Annotated in this window: 12 protein-coding genes; 4 read left to right on the top strand and 8 right to left on the bottom strand. The window is 45.7% G+C overall.

What is annotated here, in order from left to right:
• From F0145_RS20390 to F0145_RS20380, 3 genes are all read left to right on the top strand, one after another.
• The coding region (locus F0145_RS20390; RefSeq protein ID WP_150091396.1) for a T9SS type A sorting domain-containing protein at positions 1-247 on the top strand (247 nt) is incomplete at its 5' end.
• A 312-nt stretch (positions 248-559) separates the two neighbouring features.
• On the top strand, positions 560-3,004 hold the full coding sequence (locus tag F0145_RS20385; protein ID WP_150091394.1) for a TonB-dependent receptor: 2,445 nt from the start codon (positions 560-562) through the stop codon (positions 3,002-3,004).
• Between the two features lie 80 nt (positions 3,005-3,084).
• Positions 3,085-4,257 (top strand): PepSY-associated TM helix domain-containing protein, encoded by a 1,173-nt coding sequence (locus F0145_RS20380; protein WP_150091392.1) that lies wholly within the window; start codon positions 3,085-3,087, stop codon positions 4,255-4,257.
• Between the two features lie 201 nt (positions 4,258-4,458).
• On the opposite strand, the gene F0145_RS20375 is transcribed toward F0145_RS20380, so the two are convergent.
• From F0145_RS20375 to xth, 8 genes are all read right to left on the bottom strand, one after another.
• Positions 4,459-6,489: an alginate lyase family protein gene (locus F0145_RS20375; RefSeq protein WP_150091389.1), complete on the bottom strand. Its 2,031-nt coding sequence runs from the start codon at positions 6,487-6,489 to the stop codon at positions 4,459-4,461.
• Between the two features lie 134 nt (positions 6,490-6,623).
• Positions 6,624-7,028, bottom strand: a complete 405-nt coding sequence (locus tag F0145_RS20370; protein WP_150091387.1) for a hypothetical protein — start codon at positions 7,026-7,028, stop codon at positions 6,624-6,626.
• A gap of 23 nt (positions 7,029-7,051) precedes the next feature.
• Positions 7,052-9,184, bottom strand: a complete 2,133-nt coding sequence (locus F0145_RS20365) for a PVC-type heme-binding CxxCH protein (RefSeq protein ID WP_150091385.1) — start codon at positions 9,182-9,184, stop codon at positions 7,052-7,054.
• Between the two features lie 31 nt (positions 9,185-9,215).
• The gene (locus F0145_RS20360) at positions 9,216-10,184 is read right to left on the bottom strand and encodes an amidohydrolase family protein (RefSeq protein ID WP_150091383.1); all 969 of its coding nucleotides are present in this window, start codon (positions 10,182-10,184) and stop codon (positions 9,216-9,218) included.
• Between the two features lie 272 nt (positions 10,185-10,456).
• Entirely contained in the window at positions 10,457-10,906 is a 450-nt protein-coding gene (locus F0145_RS20355) for a response regulator (protein ID WP_150091381.1), read from the bottom strand.
• Positions 10,907-11,139: 233 nt separating this feature from the next.
• Positions 11,140-13,329: a carboxypeptidase-like regulatory domain-containing protein gene (locus tag F0145_RS20350; RefSeq protein WP_223816175.1), complete on the bottom strand. Its 2,190-nt coding sequence runs from the start codon at positions 13,327-13,329 to the stop codon at positions 11,140-11,142.
• A gap of 196 nt (positions 13,330-13,525) precedes the next feature.
• Positions 13,526-16,618: a transglycosylase domain-containing protein gene (locus F0145_RS20345; RefSeq protein ID WP_223816174.1), complete on the bottom strand. Its 3,093-nt coding sequence runs from the start codon at positions 16,616-16,618 to the stop codon at positions 13,526-13,528.
• Positions 16,619-17,100: 482 nt separating this feature from the next.
• Positions 17,101-17,877 (bottom strand): exodeoxyribonuclease III, encoded by a 777-nt coding sequence (gene xth, locus F0145_RS20340; protein ID WP_150091376.1) that lies wholly within the window; start codon positions 17,875-17,877, stop codon positions 17,101-17,103.
• Positions 17,878-18,157: 280 nt separating this feature from the next.
• Here xth and F0145_RS20335 point away from each other — a divergent pair, with 280 nt between their 5' ends.
• Positions 18,158-19,147, top strand: a complete 990-nt coding sequence (locus F0145_RS20335) for a TIR domain-containing protein (RefSeq protein ID WP_150091374.1) — start codon at positions 18,158-18,160, stop codon at positions 19,145-19,147.
• Positions 19,148-19,281 lie beyond the last annotated feature (134 nt).

The following is a 19,281-nucleotide window of genomic DNA, read 5'->3' as shown; positions in this document are numbered from 1 at the left end:
CGCTTACCCCAACCCGGCTGTTGAACAAGCCACTATTAACTTTAGCTTGCCACAAGCCGGTAAATATTCCTTGGAACTCTACGACCTGCGGGGAGCAAAAGTAAAAACCTTAGCCAGTGGTACGGGTAAAGCTAACCAAAACCTGGAAGTAGCCGTGAACGTGGCCAGCTATGCCAAAGGCGTGTACCTGCTCAAGTTAGTCACAGATAAACAAGTAGCTGCTAAACGCTTGCTCGTGGGTAGATAAACCTGAACAAGCTTTAACGCTCCTGTAAAACCCTGGCTTCCCCTAGCCGGGGTTTTACTTTTTCAAAAGGTTTTAAGAACCTGAGATAATCACCCTAATTATTATACCCAATGTTTTTCTAATGGCTGACTTCAACTAGCTGAATGGATATATACCCATTAAATCCTTGCTAAATATTAGCCAGTAGAAATTTCAGTTTCTTTTCGAATATTCTTATAAAAATAAATTATTTAGATTTAGTCTAAATAATTTGGATAATAAACCCGAAATCTTTTATGTTTGCCATTATTTAAAACAATTCTAAATAAGACTATGCATAAAAAATTTCCTCTCTTATTATTTTTAATATTTAATAGCCTGATGGCTGTAGCCCAGCATAATGGCCAAATAACAGGTCGGGTAATTACTTCGGATGGAAAAGCGGCTCCCTTTGTTTCTGTTGGTATAAAAGAATTAGGGATGGGCCAAATTGCCGACGAAGGCGGGCAATACCGGATAAACCGCGTAAAGGCGGGCAGCTATACCCTGCTGGTTAGTGCAGTAGGCCTGGAATCGCAGGAACAAGTCGTAACGGTTACGCCGGGCCAAATTACCCGGGTAGATTTTACGCTGCAGGAAAACGCTGCCCGGTTACAGGAAGTTATGATTGCTGGCACTAAGCCCAATAAATTTGCCAAAACCGAAAGCCCGTATGTTTCGAAAATGCCCTTGAAAAGTTTGGAAAACCCGCAGGTTTACAGTGTGGTTACCAAAGAATTACTTCAGGAGCAACTTGTTTTTACGGCCGATGAGGCCGTGCGGAATACGCCGGGCATTCAGAAAATGTGGGAAGCTACCGGCCGGAGCGGCGATGGTGGCAGTTATTACAATAGCCGCGGATTTATTATGCAAAGTAAATTACGCAACGGTATTGCCGGGGTAGTAACCAGCGAAATAGATGCCATTAACCTGGAAAAACTGGAAGTAATAAAAGGGCCTTCGGCTACTTTGTTTGGCAGCGCCCTTACTTCTTACGGCGGCTTGCTGAACCGCGTAACCAAAAAACCGTACGAAAAACTCGGCGGTGAAGTAACGGCCGCCATTGGCAGCTACGATTTTAAACGCATAAGCGCCGATGTAAATACCCCGCTGGATGCTAACAAAAAAATATTGTTCCGGTTAAATACCGCTTATAACCACGAAGGCAGTTTCCAGAACGAAGGATTTAACAAAAGTTTTGCCGCTGCGCCCAGCCTGCTTTACAAACCCACCGACCGTTTATCTATTCACCTGGATGCGGAACTCTTCTCTAGCCGCAACACTGGTAAGCAAGCCTTTTTCTTTTATTTCCCGGCTGCCGCTTTGGGCGCTACCCGGGCCGATGAACTGAATGTAGATTATAAAAATTCGTACACGGGTTCCGGTCTCTCGCATCAGTCCAGAAGCACCAACCTTTTCGGGCAAATTAATTATAAACTTTCCGAAAGCTTTACCTCTTCCACTAATTTTACTTCCAGCCACAGCTTTTCCGATGGTTTCTCGCCTTACTTTTATTTAGTACCCGACGATGTGTTTACCCAGAATCCGGCCGATGCCGGTAAAGCCAATTACCTGGCCCGCGCCGACCAATCGACGGGCAACAGCCGGAGCAGCATGTGGGAAGTACAGCAAAATTTTAACGGCGACTTTAAAATTGGTGCCCTGCGCAACCGGGTAGTTATTGGCCTCGACTATTTACGTACTAATTCGAACGATAATTTTTTCGGCAGCATTTATGATATGGTGCCTTTAAACGTGGCCGATTTTGACTACAGCACTTTTAACCGTACTACTTTGGGCGCAAAATACGCCAGCGGCGCGCCCGATTTTACCTACCCCATTGTAAATAAAACCGATACTTACAGCATGTACGTATCCGATGTACTGGATTTAACCCAAAACCTGAGTCTGTTAGCCGCGCTGCGCGTAGACCGCTACCAAAATAAAGGCGGCAAAACCGGCGGCGAAACCATGCAGCAATTTGATCAAACTGCCTTATCACCAAAATTTGGTTTGGTATTTCAGCCGGTTAAAGATAAAATAGCGGTGTTTGCCAATTACCAAAACAGTTTTAATAACAAAGGAACTTATAACGCCTATAACGCAGCCAATCCTGCCGAAGGCTTACCCACCATTGCCGATTTAGAGCAGGCAAACCAAATAGAAGGTGGCTTAAAACTGGATGCCTTAGCGGGTAAATTACAGGGTACCATTAGTTATTACGATATCCGGGTTAAGAATATTTTACGGGCCGATTTGCGCGCCCCGGCGGTGGCCAGCATTCAAGATGGCACTCAACTAAGCAAAGGCCTGGAATTAGAATTAATCGCTAACCCGTTTGCTGGTTTTAATGCCGTGGCCGGTTTTAGCTACAACTATTCCGAATATGTAAAAGCCGATGCGGATGTAAACGGGCGTCGCCCCGCCACGGCCTCTTCGCCTTATTTGGCTAATTTTTGGCTGAGCTACCGCTTACCCGAAATTGCCATTAAAGGCTTAGGCTTTGGTTTTGGCGGCAATTACGCCATCGATAATAAAATATTAAACAGCGTATCGATGGGTGAGTTTGAATTACCAGCTTACACAATATTTAACGCCACCGCCTTTTTAGAAAGAGCAAAATACAGGGTGGGTTTAAAAATTGATAACTTAACCAACGAGCGCTACTGGATTGGCTACACCACCATGAATCCGCAAAAATTAAGAAGCGTAACCGGTAGTGTAACCTGGAAATTCTAAAATATTAATTTACTACCACAGGCTACTTGTGCTGATTTACCGGAGTAAGTAGCCTGGCTTTACCACTAATCATCAGCAACATGCAACCTGAAAAAAGAAAATTAAAATATTGGGTGGGGCAAATACACTTATGGCTCGGTTTGGCTTCCGGATTATTGGTGCTTTTTTTAGGAATAACCGGCTGCATACTGGCTTTTGAGCGGGAAATTCAAAATTTCACCCAGCCCTACCGCTTTGCCGAAGTCCGGCAGCAGCCCTTGTTGCCACCTTCGAGGTTAAAAAATATTGCCGATAAAGCCCTCCCCAACAAGCATGCGCATAGCGTTAGTTACGAACCGGGCAAAGCAGCGCAGGTGGTATACTTTAGCCTGGAACCTGCTTATTATTACAGCGTTTTCCTGAACCCTTACACCGGCCAGGTGCTTAAAGTAAAAGATGTGGATGCTGATTTTTTCCGGATTATCATCATGGGGCATTATTATTTGTGGTTACCGCCGCATATTGGCCAACCCATTGTGGCTACCGGTACGCTCATTTTTGTAGTACTGCTAATTACGGGTTTGGTGTTGTGGTGGCCCAAAAACAAAGCAGCCCGCAAACAGCGGTTTAGTATTAAATGGAATGCCCGGTGGCGCCGCGTTAATTACGATTTGCACCACGTACTGGGTTTTTACATGACCTGGGTAATAATTTTTATTGCGTTTACCGGCTTGGTGTGGGGTTTTCAATGGTTTGCCAAATCGGCATATTGGGTAGCTTCCGGGGGCAAAAACTTAGTGGTTTTTGAAGAAAGCTTCTCCGATACTACCCAAATGCAAGGGGCTAACCTAAACCAGCCGGCTATGGATATTTTGTGGCAACGCGCCCGCGCCGCTAATCCGGGTTTTGCCGGTAGCCTGGATGTACACGTACCCGAAAACGCCAAAGCCGCCATTGAGGTAGCCCTGAACCCCGACACCGAAACCTATTGGCAAACCGACTACCGCTACTACGACCAATATACCTTAAAAGAAATAGAGGTAAAACACCAGTACGGCGCTTTTGCAAAAGCCAGTGCCGCCGATAAATTATTCCGGATGAATTACGATATTCATGTGGGCGCGATTGCAGGTATTCCCGGAAAAATAATTGCTTTTTTTGCCAGCTTACTAGCGGCCAGCATGCCCGTAACCGGTTTTTTAATTTGGTGGGGCCGCCGCAAAAAACAACCCCGGCCCGTTCCGCAAAAAATATCTTCTATGGCAATTACTTAATGGCTTTAATAATTCTTAAAGATTATTCCGAGGCTGCAAATTAATACCACTATCAAATAGAAAAGGCGCTTAAGGGTACATTATCTGTCATCCTGAGCTGGTCGAAGGATCTATAACAATTATGAAAAAGTAGTATTAGATGTTTCGACAGGCTCAACATGGCCACAATAACTTAAGCGCATCAAGCAATTATTAGTATTATTATTCTGACGGCAATTGTTCGGTTAAGTTATAACCGATTTCCTGCGTACGTCCATTTGCTTTTACTTTTAAAGTTAGCTCAGCACCCGCAATGGCTGGCTTGCCCTTTACCCGAACCTGGATTTTGGGCATTTGGCTATTATAGGGCGCTACAACGGTTACAAACCTCACGCCTTTGCTGGTGGCTTCTTTCTGAACCCGGTAACGAAAAGCGGGCCGGGGTTCTTTTTTGGTGTAAACAAAAGAAACCTGTCCCTCCTCTTCTTCTAACTGCATACCGGGTTGTGCTTTGGTCTGCACCAATACATTCCAGCCACTGGCAAAATCAGTTCGTACGGCCATTTTCTTATTATCGAAAACAGCTTTACCCGGGGCCAACTGAAAGTGTAAATCAACCTCGCCCGCCGCATCGCCATACGCTTCATCTACCAGTACAAAAAAGCTTTTATCTACAAAAAAAACAGCCCGTCGGTTGGTTAGGTAGGGGTAACTTTTATTTTCTACCACCAGCACATCCAGGTTTTGGCCGGGTTTCCAGAGTAGGTGCTTAGGTGCGTAAGCCGAATTAGCGCCGTTGAGCGTGATGGTTTGATGCACTTTGGTTTGCCGGAACCAGGCCCGGTTTTCCGGATCGCCGCTGTATATATAACTGCCGCCATCGGGCATGAGGTGGCGCCCGCCGGCATACAATTCAAAGGTGCCGTTATCTGGTTGTGAATGCGCGCCACCATTGGGCCCGCATTTAAGCACTAAACAAATATCGTCTGGCTTCCAGCCGCTACGCATCGAGTACAATCCGCTTTTTTCGAGGGCAAAAGTGGTTTGGGCCGGTGCCGTACCTACTTTACCAGCAGTAGCCACGTACAGGAAATCTTGCCGGTTAAATAAATTGCCCCAGGTTTGTAGCCTGTTCCAATATTGTCCCGGCTTACCCGACCACGAATCGCCGAACTGCGGGGTTGTGCCGTCGCCGAATGCCAGCTTCAGGGGCACTTCGCACATTTTTTCGATTATTTGGGTATAAGCCGGCGAGAAGGCCTGCTGTTGTCCGTTCAGGAGGGCCAGGTCATAGGTTCTTAAAAACCAATCGATGCAACCCATGTGGTATCCAAATGCCAATTCGCGCTGGTGCCCATCGGGGTAAACCTGGTTGTGTATTTCCTGGTTCAGCCGGTTAATGCTTTCGGTTTTCCACTTTTCAGCTTCTATAAATTCCGGGAAAGTAAAAGCGATAAACGCCATGCCTTCGGCTTCCATTAATCCCCAGTTACTGCCTTTGCTGTAAGTAGTCATGAGGTAAGTTGCATGGTCGTGAAAACTGTTCAGGAAAGCCACTAAAACTGTAGGCGTAAAAGCCTCGGCATGCAGAAAACGTTGATAAAGCCCGGTCCAGCGATGCCCCCGAATACCGGCCTCAATGGATCGCCAGGCATATTTGTGTTCGTCGTCGCGCGGGTTTTTCGCTGTCCAGTCAAGTAATTGGGCACACCATTCCCGGGCATATTTTTCATCGCCGGTATGCCAATAAGCCAGCGCCATGGCATCCCAAAAACTCATCCGGTTTAATTGCCATACCCACTCTTTATCCGGAAAAGGATTGGTAGCCCAATTAATATTGGTACCGCAGAACTGCGCCGGGTAGGCCGGCTGCCCCACAAAAATATGCTGCAGGGCATTATTTGCTATTTGTAAGTCCTGCTCCGAAGCAATATTACCTAAAGATTTAACTTTAGCCTGCGGATCAACCGGGTGCTTTACGGTTTTTCGGTTTTGAAAATATACCAACAATTCGCGGGCTGCCAAATCAGGATTATGCCTGGCGGCTTTTACTTTCTCCAGGCCAGGTGCATCAAGGTTCAGGCGGGCAATTAGTTTTAATATTTCCGGCTGCGTGCTTGTGGCTGCATAAATTTCGGTGGCCGCAACTGAATTTATACCTAAAGTGGCGAATAAAATAACCGCTATTAATAGCAACTTAAACGCATATTCCGGACTAAAATTTATTCTTAACTGAACCAACTTTTTATGCATAACTTTTAATTCAACAGCCTTTATTTTTCCGGTGAGGCACTTGCCGGAGGTAATATTAAATATTTCCGGCTATCTGTTATTAGCATTTATAACTGCCCCGCATGTAAGCCAATATTATAGGTAAATATTTATCATTAATCCAGCGGCGCCCAATACGTGCAATAACCAACTTCCCGGACCGGACCTTTAAACAACATACAATTACCGCAAGGTTTACCGGAACCCGGCGGCAGAAAAAGCTTACAATTGCCGCAATTGCTATCGGTTATGGGCGAAACCGGTACATAAGCAAACTTTTTCCGTTTATCTAATTCGGCGGGTGCTACCCCCGTTAAATTATCGCAGGGATTTTCAGCGGAGCTTTTAGGTGTTTGCTGGGCAACATTTGGTGGTACACCCTGATTGGTTGTATGGGGCTTGTTTGCAGGATTAGTTTGCTGCCAATTAAAAGAACTTAACAACCATGCGCCCCCTAGTAGGGAAGCACCACCGGCAATATTTTTAAGTAAAAAAGCTCTTCTGGAATATTTATTTGTCATGTTGCCCAAATAAGTTGCTGGCCCTAATATAATTTCTTTAAAAGCTGAATAGCGGCCAAAACGTCTTCTGCTGAACTTGTTTTATTCTCGGCTAAAGTTTCCTTTACTTTTGGGTCAGCATTGGGATTTCGGGTTAAGCCTTTGGTTAAACCCATTACCGTTGCTGTTCTTAAGGAATCTGAAATCACATTAGGTTGCATTAGTTGCGCTAATAAGGCGCTGATTTGTTCTTTTTGGTTGCGGGCGCCTATAATATTAGCTAAATCGCCCAGAAAAGCGGCCTTCCAGGGTTCCGAGTTTTGTAAAAAGTTTTTGTTCTGGCTGAGTAGCGGCAATATTTCGGGCGAAGAACCAACATCAGAACTTAAAACAGCCATCCGAAACCACTGGTCAGCGCCGTGCTTTTCTATTATTTTTGCCAAAGCTGGCGTTGTTTCTTTATTGGCTTTAAATTCGGGTAAACTCAGCGTAGCCTGAAAAGCCACCCGAACCACCGGGTCATTTATTTTTTCCAGCACCAGCGAATAAGTCTCCGGAAATTGTTCAGCCAAAATAATAGCGTTTTCGCGTACGCCCGGCACGGAATCTTGTAAAGCTTTTTTAATTATAGCAGCATCCAAAGCTTTTAGTCCTTCCAGCACATACAAAGCATGCAGTCGGGTTCTAGGGTCTTGACTGGTGCTAAACAGTTTTTTTACGGCGGGGATTATTGCTTTATCCTGGCGCTCCAGCAACAACCGTTGGGCTTGCAATCGCCACCAGAAGTTTGGGTGCGAAAGCGTTTGTAGCAATTTGGTACCTGAGGCTTTTGCCAGATTAACGGGCATATTTTGGGGTTTAGCATTGGCGGGTAATATCCGGTAAATGCGACCTTTATCGCTGCCAGCCATAAAATCCATTTCGGCCTTTAGTTCATCCGGAATAGAGAGTGGGGTTTCGATATGCTGACGATAATAATCCAGTACGTATAAATAGCCATCGGGCCCAACGGTTAAATTGGTAGGCCGGAACCACGGGTCGGTAGAAGCCAAAAATTCCTGGTTCTGTTCCTGCGGGCCCCGCGAAGCTATCCACACCGGACTTTTACTGCTGGGGTTTAAAATATCGCGGTGTACTAAATTGCCGGCCACCTCGGTTACAAAAATATTGCCGTAGAACTCCGCCGGAAAACCATTGGCCGCATAAAATGCCATGCCCGCTGCTCCGGTAAACCTATCCTCAGCGTATTCTACCCGGTTTAAATTATTTTCCTGAAAAGTTTTATTTCGTTGTTTTGTTCTTTCGGCCCGCCAGTAAGGCGGTGGCGTTTCTTGAAACATGATTTCCTCGTGGTCGGTTAGGCTGGTTACGGCTTTGGTAGTTGGCAAATACGGGTGCCGGTGCGTGTAGCGCCACGGAATTACTACTTGCTGCAGGTGCAAAGAATTTTCGTTCGAAAACCGGTGGCCCCACTCTCCCAACGTATTACCAAACTGACCCGGCCCGGTTTCCAGTTCAAATTTATTCTGATCCAGCCTAAACCGGAAATCGGCACCGCGCACCGCTAGTGGTTTTGCTTCTGGCGTTCGGTTAAACGTTACCAAGCCCTGCTGTCCGTGGTTGTTGGCGTAAATCCAGTTGTCTATGCCAAACCGTAGGCTGGTAATTTGGGCCTCGGAATTGTTCTGGAAAAAGCCGGTAAACAAAACTTCCCGGGTATCGGCTTTGCCGTCGTTGTTGGTATCTTTTAAGTAAAGAATATCCGGCGCAGCCGTTACAATCAGCCCGCCTTGCCAGGGCAAAATACTGGTGGCTTCGGTTACATTTTCGGCAAAGGTAATGGCCTTATCTACCCTGCCGTCGTGGTTGGTATCTTTTAAAATCCGAATGCGGCCTTTTCCTTTGCCCGGCTCTACCTCAAAAGGATAATCGGGCATTTCTACAACATACGCGTTACCCTGCTCGTCGAACTCCAGCGCTACCGGGTCATACACATGGGGCTCCGCGGTAAATATTTCGGCTTTAAAGCCATTAATTAACTTTATTCTTTTTAGTGATTCTTCCGGCGATAACGGTCCGGGATAATGCTGCGCCAAACTAGTGTAGCTTATTGTTAAAACCCAAAATAGCAAACTTACTTTGGTACCAGCAGTTAAAACTTTGAATTTATTTAACATAATTATTTAAATAAATTACTTTGCTAAATCTTTAAACCTTTATTTTAAATAAAGTTCGGGCATTCTCGTAAAGCAGTTTGCGTTCTATTTTTTTGGAAGGGGCTAACCGCCGGATGGCAGCAATCATCTGAGCTCCCAGGCAAGCTTCGCCCTGACCGGCGATATCTGCACAATCGCTGCCGTAAATAAGCTTATCCTGGTGCCGCTGCAAAAATGCGCGGGCATGTTCTTCATCCCGGGTAAAAGCACCTAAGCCCGAACCCGCCGACATGTCGGCAAACATGTTGGGGTAATCTTGCAGCAACCTATCAGTTATGCCGCCCGGCGTTACTTTGGTTTTGGGATACAGCATATTCTGGTCGGTATGGTTCTTATCAATATTGGCCCACCAGGTTTGCGCATGACCAATAAAATTAACCCGCGGATACTTCTCCAGCATTTTGTGAAACCGGTCGAAACCCCAGTTAAACATTTTGTACTGCCAATGCATTACCACCGGCACCTCGTAAGCCTCGGCCAGTTCGTATATTTTCTGCATTTCCGGCGCGTCGCAGTCTATATTAAATTTTAGCTCCCCTATAACGGGCGCACCCAGCTTTAAATATTTTTCTATTTCCTGAATAGCGTTCGCTACATCCGGCACTTCGTTGGCGCCAAACAGAAACTCCCGGGGATATTGCTGGGCCATTTGATTACTGGCTTCGTTGGGCGTTACCTGGGCCTGCAAACCATTGGAAACCCCGTAATGCGTTGATCCATAATTTACCGGATGCCCGGCCGGCAGCAGAATAGTGGTGGTAATACCCATTGTACGCTGGTGCGCTAATAACTGCGCGGCTGTGCGCCCCAGGTAACTGGTATGCTGGTGCATATCTATTATTGGCTCTTTGGGCACTGATTGTAATAAAGGCGTAGCATTTAACTTTAAGGCTGTACCAGCCAGCAAAAGACTACCTCCGGCTAAAAACTCTCGGCGGGTTATGGTTTTAAGTTCGGACATGCGCGTACCTATACAGGCGGATTATTCCATACAAAAATATTACTAACTGGTTTTAACTACTTAGCTAATATTCTAATACCTATTCCTTTAATATAATTACTGAATAATAAGGGCAATAAATAAGGCTCGTAGTTAATTAGACCTGACTACAATGGCAGAGCATTTTTCTGCTGTTTAGCTAATTAGGATTTTTAACCTTTGATATACTATTTCTTTAAGGCAGTTAAAATAATGCTGCCCGTTTTCGGTTAGTATTAGCTATTATTTAAACTTCACACATCCGGTAGTTGTACCAGATCAAACCAGTAATCGCTTATTGTTTTGGTTAAATCTACGAGCGAGGCAAATGAAACCGGCTTGGCAATATACCCGTTTGCCCCTAAATCCAAAGTTTTTAAAATATCTTCTTCGGCTTTAGAAGTGGTAAGTACTACCACCGGAATCAGCCGCAACTTGGGGTCAGCTTTCACTTCTTTTAAAACTTCCCGGCCATCTTTTTTGGGCATATTCAGGTCCAGCAGAATTAAACCCGGTAAGGAATATTTTTCTTTATCGGAATATTTACCCCGGTTATAAAGGTAGTCCATTAGTTCTTCGCCGTTCGGCACATAATACCGGGTATTTTTTACCTGATTTTCTTCCAGGGCTTCTTCTAATAACATGCGGTCTTCTGCATCATCATCAACAATCAGGATAACCCGGTTTTTATTACTTTCTACCATGTTAATGTTGCTTTTGCCTAAAGCTTTTAACCTTCTGAAAAAACAAGGACTACTAAATTCAATATTATATTTCTTTCACAAATTGCCTAATGTTCGAAAGCAAAAAGACATAAAGCAGATTGGAAAAGGTTTATAAATTATTAGCTAACCAAAGCTGAATAGTGAAATATCAAGCGCAGGTATTTTTGCCCGCGCTTGATATTTCACGAGTATATTTAGTTAAGCATTTTTAATTACCGGGCCAGCGGATTAGGGCGAAGCTGAAATTTATAGACTTTACTGGTGGTACCCTTGCCCCCTTCCATGTGAAAAGGTGCTCGAGTACTAATGGTAGCCCACAAGCCGCGGCCTTTCCAACCGGCTTTGGGGTCATCAATCCGGCCGTCGAGCCACTTGGTATAAAAGCCCATGGGGTAAGGTACGCGTAGTTTAATCCATTCGCCATCTTTCAGAGCCAGCAAAGCTTCCGATTCATTACCGGTATTAATAGGAATATTTTCGCCTAAGCCAAAGGTATTAAACTGGTCTACCCAGGTGTAATAACTAGACTCGGCGCTGCCTTTGTAATCTACGCCTTTTAGTTGCGGCAAGGGTTCGGGGTAAAAGGTCCAGCCTTCGGCACAATGCTGGCCGGTGGCATTGGGGCCGTTGCGGGAACCCTGACATTTACGCCGATCAAAGCTGGCCAAATGTCCGCTGGCCAAAGCTACCCAAGCCACGCCGTTCCGGTCAATATCCATGCCACGCGGCGAGAAACCTCCGATGGGTTCGCCGTTTTTATTTAGGGGTAATTCGTAATATTCTACCAAAGCGGTTGCGGGCGGATTAGTACCAGGATCGAGGCGAACAATACCGCCCGGATAACCCAAAGAAGAACCCCAGATAGAGCCATCCGGCGCAGGCGCCACTGAATAAATGCCTTTGGTAATGCGCTTATCCTTGGTAGGGTCTAGGGGTTGGTCGGGTTCTACGTAAGCATCGCGTTTGCCATTGCCGTTGGTATCTAAAATGAGGGCCGTCCAGCCTTGGGAAGCTTCTTCATCGCCGGTTTCCAGGTATTTTTTGGTATCCAGCCAGCCAATTACTTCGCCGCCGCCACTGGTCCAGAGGGTATTATTCGCATCTTCGGCAAACATGAGGTGGTGCGTGCTGAAACAAGTACTAATGGTGGTATATTTTTTGGTTTTCGGGTTATATAAACCCAAATGACGGCCAGCTCTTTTTAAAGGAAATAATTTGGCCGATGGATGCCCCATCATACAATAATTAGGGTTTTCGGCCGGGCGTACGGCGGCTGTTATCCAAATATTACCCTGCTCATCCATCATGGGATTATGCACGTTGGTTTTGCTGTTCCAAATAGCTTCCATACCCCAGTAAGGCGAAGGCTGCATGACCGTACCGGAAGCCGATTTGGTATTGGGATCCCGCACAGCTAAAGGAACCTGGCTGGTTACGTGGTTTATCGGGTCCAGCACGGGCAAATAATCGGCACTTAATTCTAAGGCGCCATAAAGCGCACCATTGGCATTTACGGTAGGCTTGCGCCGGTCCGTCGAAACCAAGTCATGGAGGTAAACTTTGGGATCGGCCCAATCCCATTGGGTAATGACCACATTCCGTTCCAGGCCTTTAGGGCGGGGCGGTGTTGGTGGCAACTCACCGGCTTTAATGCGATCCGTCCAATCGGCGAACATCCGAAGTACTTCTTCTTTACCCACTTGGTGAATGGCCGAAGTCATATTGGGCCCGGCCTGGCCCGACTGCAAACGGCGTTCCCAGGCTTCCGGGGAGGTTTTAAAAGTGCCTAAAGATTCCTGCAACTCGCGGGTGCCTTTGCTGCCCAGTTGGTGGCAGGCCAAACAAGTACCCGATTTTATGGTCGATAAAAATTTGGCCTGCGTAGTAACATTGGGCAAAATGCCATTGCCATCCGGGCCGGTACCCGGAAATTTATTTTTAGCGGGCACTTGCAACAGCGAAAACCAATAACCCGCCGGATAATATTGGGCTGCCGCGTGCGGGTTGGGCGCTACTACTGCATCCAGATTCAGGTTCCGGCCCGGTTTAGCTTGTTTTTTAGGTGAATCTACCAGGCCATAACCCCGCACCCAAACCGAATAATCAGCGTTGGGCAAATCGGGTAATAAATATTTGCCTTCATCGTCTGTAACTACAATTTTGGCAAAGCGTGTGGGCAAGTCCTGGGTTTCGGCAATTACCCAAACCCCGGCTTCCGGGCCATTATTACCGGTTACTACACCCCCAATATCCTTATCCCCGACCGGTACCGAAGAGGCAACTGATTTAGTACCGGAGTTACAGGCGTTTATGGCCAGCAGCAAACCCGGTAAAACCAAATAAAACAATTTAATCAAAATCCAATTGGTACCCTTTTCAACAACAATAGCAGTAGGTTTCATAATTGTTTGTTTAAGTTAAGGATAGGAAGGCAATGCTTGTTTTACCGCAGTAAAACAAGTTTTCCAATTTATTCTTTTTATTAGTTAAGTACAAGCCCTCTTCTGCAATCAGTTAAAAAGAGAATATTATTAAGCCGCAGAGCCTGCTATTAAATAAGAATAACAGTTGCTTGTCTTACTTCAAAAAAGGAAAATATTAGGAACCGGCTGCTACTCTTTTTGGGGGAATATTATTTGTCTTGAAATATTCCTTTGTGTTAAGTCTAGCCTTTTCATCTGGCTGTATATTTTTTGCAGTTTCACTTACCGGCTCCGGAGCAACTTCTCCTCCATCGTGGCATAATGTTCCCCGGCCAGGCTCCAGGTATGGCTCCAGAATGGGTGCCATGCTCCGCAGCACCTGAATAGGCAGCGAAGAAGTAAAGTGGAATTCTGCTGCATCACGCCCCGGCACAAAAGCAATTAAAGTTCCAAAATGATGGTGGCCCAAATAAAACACGAAGGTAGCGGTACGGTTGATGGTGCGGGAAGTAAGGCGGTGACCGCCGGCGCTCACTGTAACCAGGCGGTTATCGCCGGTGCCGGTTTTACCACCAACCGGAAGCGGACTACCATCGGCTTGGGTAAAGCCCCCTTGCAACCGAATGGCCGTGCCTTTGTCTACCACGCCAGATAAAACCTCCTGCACCGCAACGGCTACTTCCGGCACCATTACCTGCTCTCCAGCCAAGGGCTGTAGCCCCACAATTGTTTCGTAAGGCGTGCGGGCCGCAAAATGCAGTTTTTCAATCCGAATATTTTTTTGGCGGATTCCCTTATTTAAAATAATGCCCATTAGTTCCGCTAAAGCAGCCGGACGGTCGCCGGAAGAACCCAGGGCAGTGGCATACGAAGGCACCAACTGCTCGAACGGATAACCTAACTTTTTCCACCGTTGCTGAATATCCTTAAATGCATCTAATTCCAGCATGGTTCGGATGCGGGAATCGCGGGCGTGCTTAAACCGGGTCCGCAGTAGCCATTTATATACTTCCTGCCGCTCTTCCCGGCTGGCCTCAGCTACCTCCTGCCATTTTGCATCCGGATTGTGCTGTAAATAATCTAACAACCATAATTCCAGCGGATGCACCCCCGCAATATATCCCTGGTCCGGCAGGTTGTAAGCCTCGGGGCCGTAGCGGTGGTATAATTTCATAATTCTTTTGTGGGTGAGCTTGCCGGAGGGAAAATGCTTACGGAGATATTTTTCAAAGCTAACCGAATCTGTTTCGGGGTACAGGTAGCGATGCACCGCTGCAAACCGCACCGGGTACTTCCGCAATCCATTCAAAAATAAAGTAAAACGCGCCTGGTCAGATTTTCCCTGGTATTTTCCCCAAAAACGCCGCAGGTACATACGGCCTTCACGATCGGCAAATCTACTTAAATATTTCCGGCGCCGGGGTTCCCGGTCGTTTCCGAGCAACTGCACCGGATTACTGGTAGTTTGATAAATGCTGTATTGCACCAAGTCCCGCATTAACCGGACAAAGGGCAGGTTAATAGAATTCTGCAACGCTTCCCGAACGGTAGGCCGGGTGCCATTGTCTTTATTCTCGAAATTGTGAAAAGTGTGCTGGCCGCCACCGGTAAAAAATACCTCCCAGGGGCTGGCTGAATACCGGCGTTCCGTAGCGGCGCTAAGAATAGCCGGCAAGCTTTTATCTTTTGTCCGGAGCAAATAAGTAAGCACCCAGCGGCTCAAATTATCCTGAGGCTGGTTTAAAGCATGCTGCAAAATATTAACCGGCTGATTGGCATAACGCTTATGAATTTCGGCAATTACTTCCAGGTAGTGAACCAGCACCCGCAATTTGGCAGTAGAGCCTAATTCCAGTTTACTGCCTTCGTTTAAATCAAAAGGTTGGTTAGTATTATCGGTTTGTACCCGTACCAAATTTCCCTGGGGCGTACTTTCGTACAAAGTAAAACTATAGCGCACCTCGCGGGTTTGGGGAGGCGTTAATAAATATTTGCCCATAAGGCCATTGGCCTGGGCAAAAGCCGGATCGTTTAGTTTGTTCAGGTAGGTGCTAACTTGTTCCTGCAAGTCATGTTGCAAGGTAGTTGTGGCCGTCAGATCAAATCGGTCGAGGTCGTACAAGGAAGCAGCCAGCATTTCCGACAGGTGCGTACGGACCATCAGCACGCCTTTATCGGTTTCTTTAGCCTTAACGGGTGAATTCTGGCTGAAATTACGATAATCTTTTTTTTGCGAAAGGCCGGCATTCAGTAGCGCCGTACTAATATAACCGTTATTGGCTAAGAGCCGGAGATAACTATCTGCCAATGCACTTAGCTCGGCGTGGTTTTTTATTTCTAAATAATAATTAGGCCGCCGTTGGGCAATAAATAACGAAACTACTTGCCTGAGCGCTTTGCCTTGCGCCAACAAGGTATCGCCGGTAGCTTCCGGTTGTTGTAATAATTGGTTAAACTGATTAAAATCGGCCCCAAACCAAACCCACAAGGCATCGCCTAAGCCGTGTACCTCGCCGTATTCCGGAGCCGCCGCCAGGGGTACCGAGTTCAGGTAGGTAAGCACAATTTGCTGGCGCGCCCACAGTGTTTCCGGACCGCCCTGGTAAGCACGCACACTAGCCGAAACCATTTGCCGTAATTTATCGGAGTGGTTAGCGGTAACACCGCCCGGCGAATGACGGAATTTTTCAATTTGCGTAGCCAAGGTACTGCCGCCCATGCGCTTAAAATCAAAACCAATATATTGCGCTCCTTCGTGCAGCATGGCCTGCATAAAACGATCCCAATCCACAGCCGGGTTCAGGTAAGGCTTGGCCGTATCCAGCAGCTCGCGGTTTTCTATAAACAACAACGCATTTATTACCAGCGGCGGAATAGAATCGAAACTGGCATAAACCCGGGCCGGATAAGGCGTATGGTAAACAGATTGACCCTGGCAATCTATAATATTCAGGCCGGCCTGGTGTTTTTCCGGGTACGGGCTAAATAACCCGCGCCTGGCGTACTTTAATAAAGCCGGCGAGAACCGGCTCTGATACTCAATGGTCATTCCGTGCGAACCTACCCGCTCCAAAAGGTGTGGTAGTTTTGCATAACCCAACCGTTTATCAAACGGGCCGGAACTGGGGTAAATAATATTATTACTTGCTCCGGCTTTTAAGGTATAGGTGAGTGATGCCGCATAACGCGAAATTTTTCTGGCCTGTAATTTAGACGTTTGTGTTTCATAAACCACGGCACCAAGTGCAGCCAAAAAACCGAGGAGCATTATTCCAAACAAAACCCACTTTAACGGGAATGCGCGCTTTATCTTTTCCCTGTCCTGTGTAGCCGGAAGGGATTTACTCACCAACATTTTTGGATTATTTTAGGGTTAAAAACCGGAAAGGCTTTGCTAGATTATACGTTTATCGTAGGGCGAAGGTGCTAAAAACCAGCAATAATATTAGAGAAAAAATATTCTTAAATGATTCTATGTTAAAGCCTTAAACTCCTAAAAAAATTAAATCTTACTTTTAATCCGAATTATTTTGTGGGGTATTACAAATTAATTTTTGGTGAAGTTTCCAACTTCCGGTCAGTTGAAAACTGGCAATTATTTAAGGTTCAAGTTACCGCTACGCTCAATACAGAACCAGCTCAAGAACATTCGTGAATACTGATCAGCTAATTTAAAATATTTCACAGCATTAATATTTACCCTAATAACTTAAAGTCAGAAAGTTATTCAATTGTTATTATAATATTTCCTTACTTGTCGGCCAGTTCAATCCAAACCGGCGCGTGGTCGCTGGATTTTTCCCAACCGCGCACGTCCCGGTCTACGCCGGCAGCTGTTAAACGAGGAACGAGATGTGGGCTCAGCAAGAAATGGTCGATGCGTAAACCGGCATCGCGTCCATAGGCATTCCGGAAATAATCCCAGAATGTATAAATCTTTTCGTCCGGATAAAGCTTGCGGATGGCATCGGTCCAGCCTTGCTGCAACAGGTTCTGGTAAGCCTGCCGTACTTCCGGCAAAAACAAGGCATCTTCCAGCCAACGTTCCGGCCGGTAAACATCCTGCTCAGTAGGAATAACGTTAAAATCGCCGGTGAGAATTATTGGTTCATCCAGGGCCAGCAACTCAGTTGCCCGGTTGGCTAACCTTTCGAACCATTGCATTTTATAATCAAATTTAGGACCGGGCGTTGGGTTGCCGTTGGGCAGGTACAAGCACCCAATACGAATATTATTTACCATGGCTTCCAGGTAGCGGCTTTGGGTATCTGTTTCATCGCCGGGTAGCCCCCGCCCTACTTCTTTTATTTCCAGGTTGCGCGCCAATATAGCCACGCCGTTCCAACTCTTCTGGCCATGCCAAATACCTTGATACCCAGCCTCCGCGATTATGTCTGCCGGAAATTTTTCCTGCGGCGTTTTCAGTTCCTGTAAGCAAACCACATCCGGCGCGGTAAATTCGAGCCAGCGCAGCAATACCGGCAACCGGGCATTTATGCCATTAACATTATAAGTAGCTATTTTCATTTTACACCAGCTTTGCTTATTAGAGTAGGTTTTAAACTTAAACTAATTTCTGACAAAAAAGATGTACTGCCAAAATATAACCAACTTGTAAGAGTGGTAAAAACATCGCCCTTGCAAGTCGCAGCTAATATTTAATTTATTAATTCTACAATAAACCCTAAGTATTCAGGATCAATATCTCACCTTAAATATTTGAATAAACCAGGAAAAATATTAATTTAAATAGAAATTATTATTCTCCGGCATAATTTAAAATATTCACCCGCTAACCTTTTTGCCCATGAGCGTGCTAAATGTAACCTCTAATAACCGGCCCAGCATCTTTATTGCCAGTACCAGCGAAGCTTTGCCAGTTGCCCGCGCTGTTAAAGCAAACTTCGATAACGAAGCCGATGTGGATTTATGGACTGAAAATATATTTACCATTAACAAAAGCTATTTATCGACGCTGCTAAACCGGGCCAGTTTTTATGACTACGCCATTATTATGCTTACCCCCGATGATGATGCTACCATCCGGAAAGTAAAGTACAGTGTGCCAAGAGATAATTTATTGTTTGAATTTGGGCTATTTCTGGGCCGGCTCGGACCTAACCGGGCTTTTGTTATAGCCGAAGAAAGCGTTAAAATATTATCAGACTTTGAGGGAATTAGCCTGGCTACCTACCGCACCCGCGATAACCTGGAGGCCGCTGTGGGTACAGCTTGTGAAAAAATTCGCCGGGAAATTGCCGTAACCGAAAAAATATATAATTTTTCTTTGTTGCCATCTACCTCTTTGGCCATTGGTTACTATAAAAACTTCTTGGAAAAAGTAGCTGAGGCTTTTCAAATAATTGACAAGTACGAAATATTTGAAAAGGACATTAAAGGGAAAAAGATTAATGTACAGAAAAGAAAAATTATTACCCGGTTTCCCTCCATCACGGTATTGCTGCCCCTAAAATTATCCGATTTAGCAACCACGGCATTCCGGATGAAAACCGCTAACTTAAAACAAATAACCGTCGATACCACTTTCCGGCCTTTTCCGTTTTACATTGAAGGCGACGTGAGCGACGATAAAAACGTAAACTTTTTTGATATTCCAACCACCTTGCTTTCTTCGCTCGAAACCATTAACCGTATTTTTGATACCGATTTTTTAATAAGAGATAGAAATTTTGAAAGAATCGAACGCCGGGAAATATCTAATTTCGAAAAAACCATCCGGATCTTAACCCCCGATTCCATCGAAAATAACCTTATCCGGTTTGCTACACTTAAATAAGCTTAACAAGGAAGCTGTTTTGTATTTTACCCTAATACCAAAGGAGTCGCCAAGGGTGTACGCTCGCCATCATTTTTTTTGTTTCTTCCCGAAAATACAGAAGTAAACTAAATACTGCCTCGCTCAAATTCCTT

The sequence above is a fragment of the Adhaeribacter rhizoryzae genome (assembly GCF_008629685.1).
In the GTDB taxonomy this organism is placed as follows: Bacteria; Bacteroidota; Bacteroidia; order Cytophagales; family Hymenobacteraceae; genus Adhaeribacter; species Adhaeribacter rhizoryzae.
This window is presented reverse-complemented; position numbering and strand designations above follow the sequence as displayed.

Excerpts from the sequence above, each read along its gene's own strand:
- F0145_RS20385 (WP_150091394.1), top strand. The coding sequence starts at position 560 with ATGCATAAAAAATTTCCTCTCTTATTATTTTTAATATTTAATAGCCTG.
- F0145_RS20380 (WP_150091392.1), top strand. The coding sequence starts at position 3,085 with ATGCAACCTGAAAAAAGAAAATTAAAATATTGGGTGGGGCAAATACAC.
- F0145_RS20375 (WP_150091389.1), bottom strand. The coding sequence starts at position 6,489 with ATGCATAAAAAGTTGGTTCAGTTAAGAATAAATTTTAGTCCGGAATAT.
- F0145_RS20370 (WP_150091387.1), bottom strand. The coding sequence starts at position 7,028 with ATGACAAATAAATATTCCAGAAGAGCTTTTTTACTTAAAAATATTGCC.
- F0145_RS20365 (WP_150091385.1), bottom strand. The coding sequence starts at position 9,184 with ATGTTAAATAAATTCAAAGTTTTAACTGCTGGTACCAAAGTAAGTTTG.
- F0145_RS20360 (WP_150091383.1), bottom strand. The coding sequence starts at position 10,184 with ATGTCCGAACTTAAAACCATAACCCGCCGAGAGTTTTTAGCCGGAGGT.
- F0145_RS20355 (WP_150091381.1), bottom strand. The coding sequence starts at position 10,906 with ATGGTAGAAAGTAATAAAAACCGGGTTATCCTGATTGTTGATGATGAT.
- F0145_RS20350 (WP_223816175.1), bottom strand. The coding sequence starts at position 13,329 with ATGAAACCTACTGCTATTGTTGTTGAAAAGGGTACCAATTGGATTTTG.
- F0145_RS20345 (WP_223816174.1), bottom strand. The coding sequence starts at position 16,618 with ATGCTCCTCGGTTTTTTGGCTGCACTTGGTGCCGTGGTTTATGAAACA.
- xth (WP_150091376.1), bottom strand. The coding sequence starts at position 17,877 with ATGAAAATAGCTACTTATAATGTTAATGGCATAAATGCCCGGTTGCCG.
- F0145_RS20335 (WP_150091374.1), top strand. The coding sequence starts at position 18,158 with ATGAGCGTGCTAAATGTAACCTCTAATAACCGGCCCAGCATCTTTATT.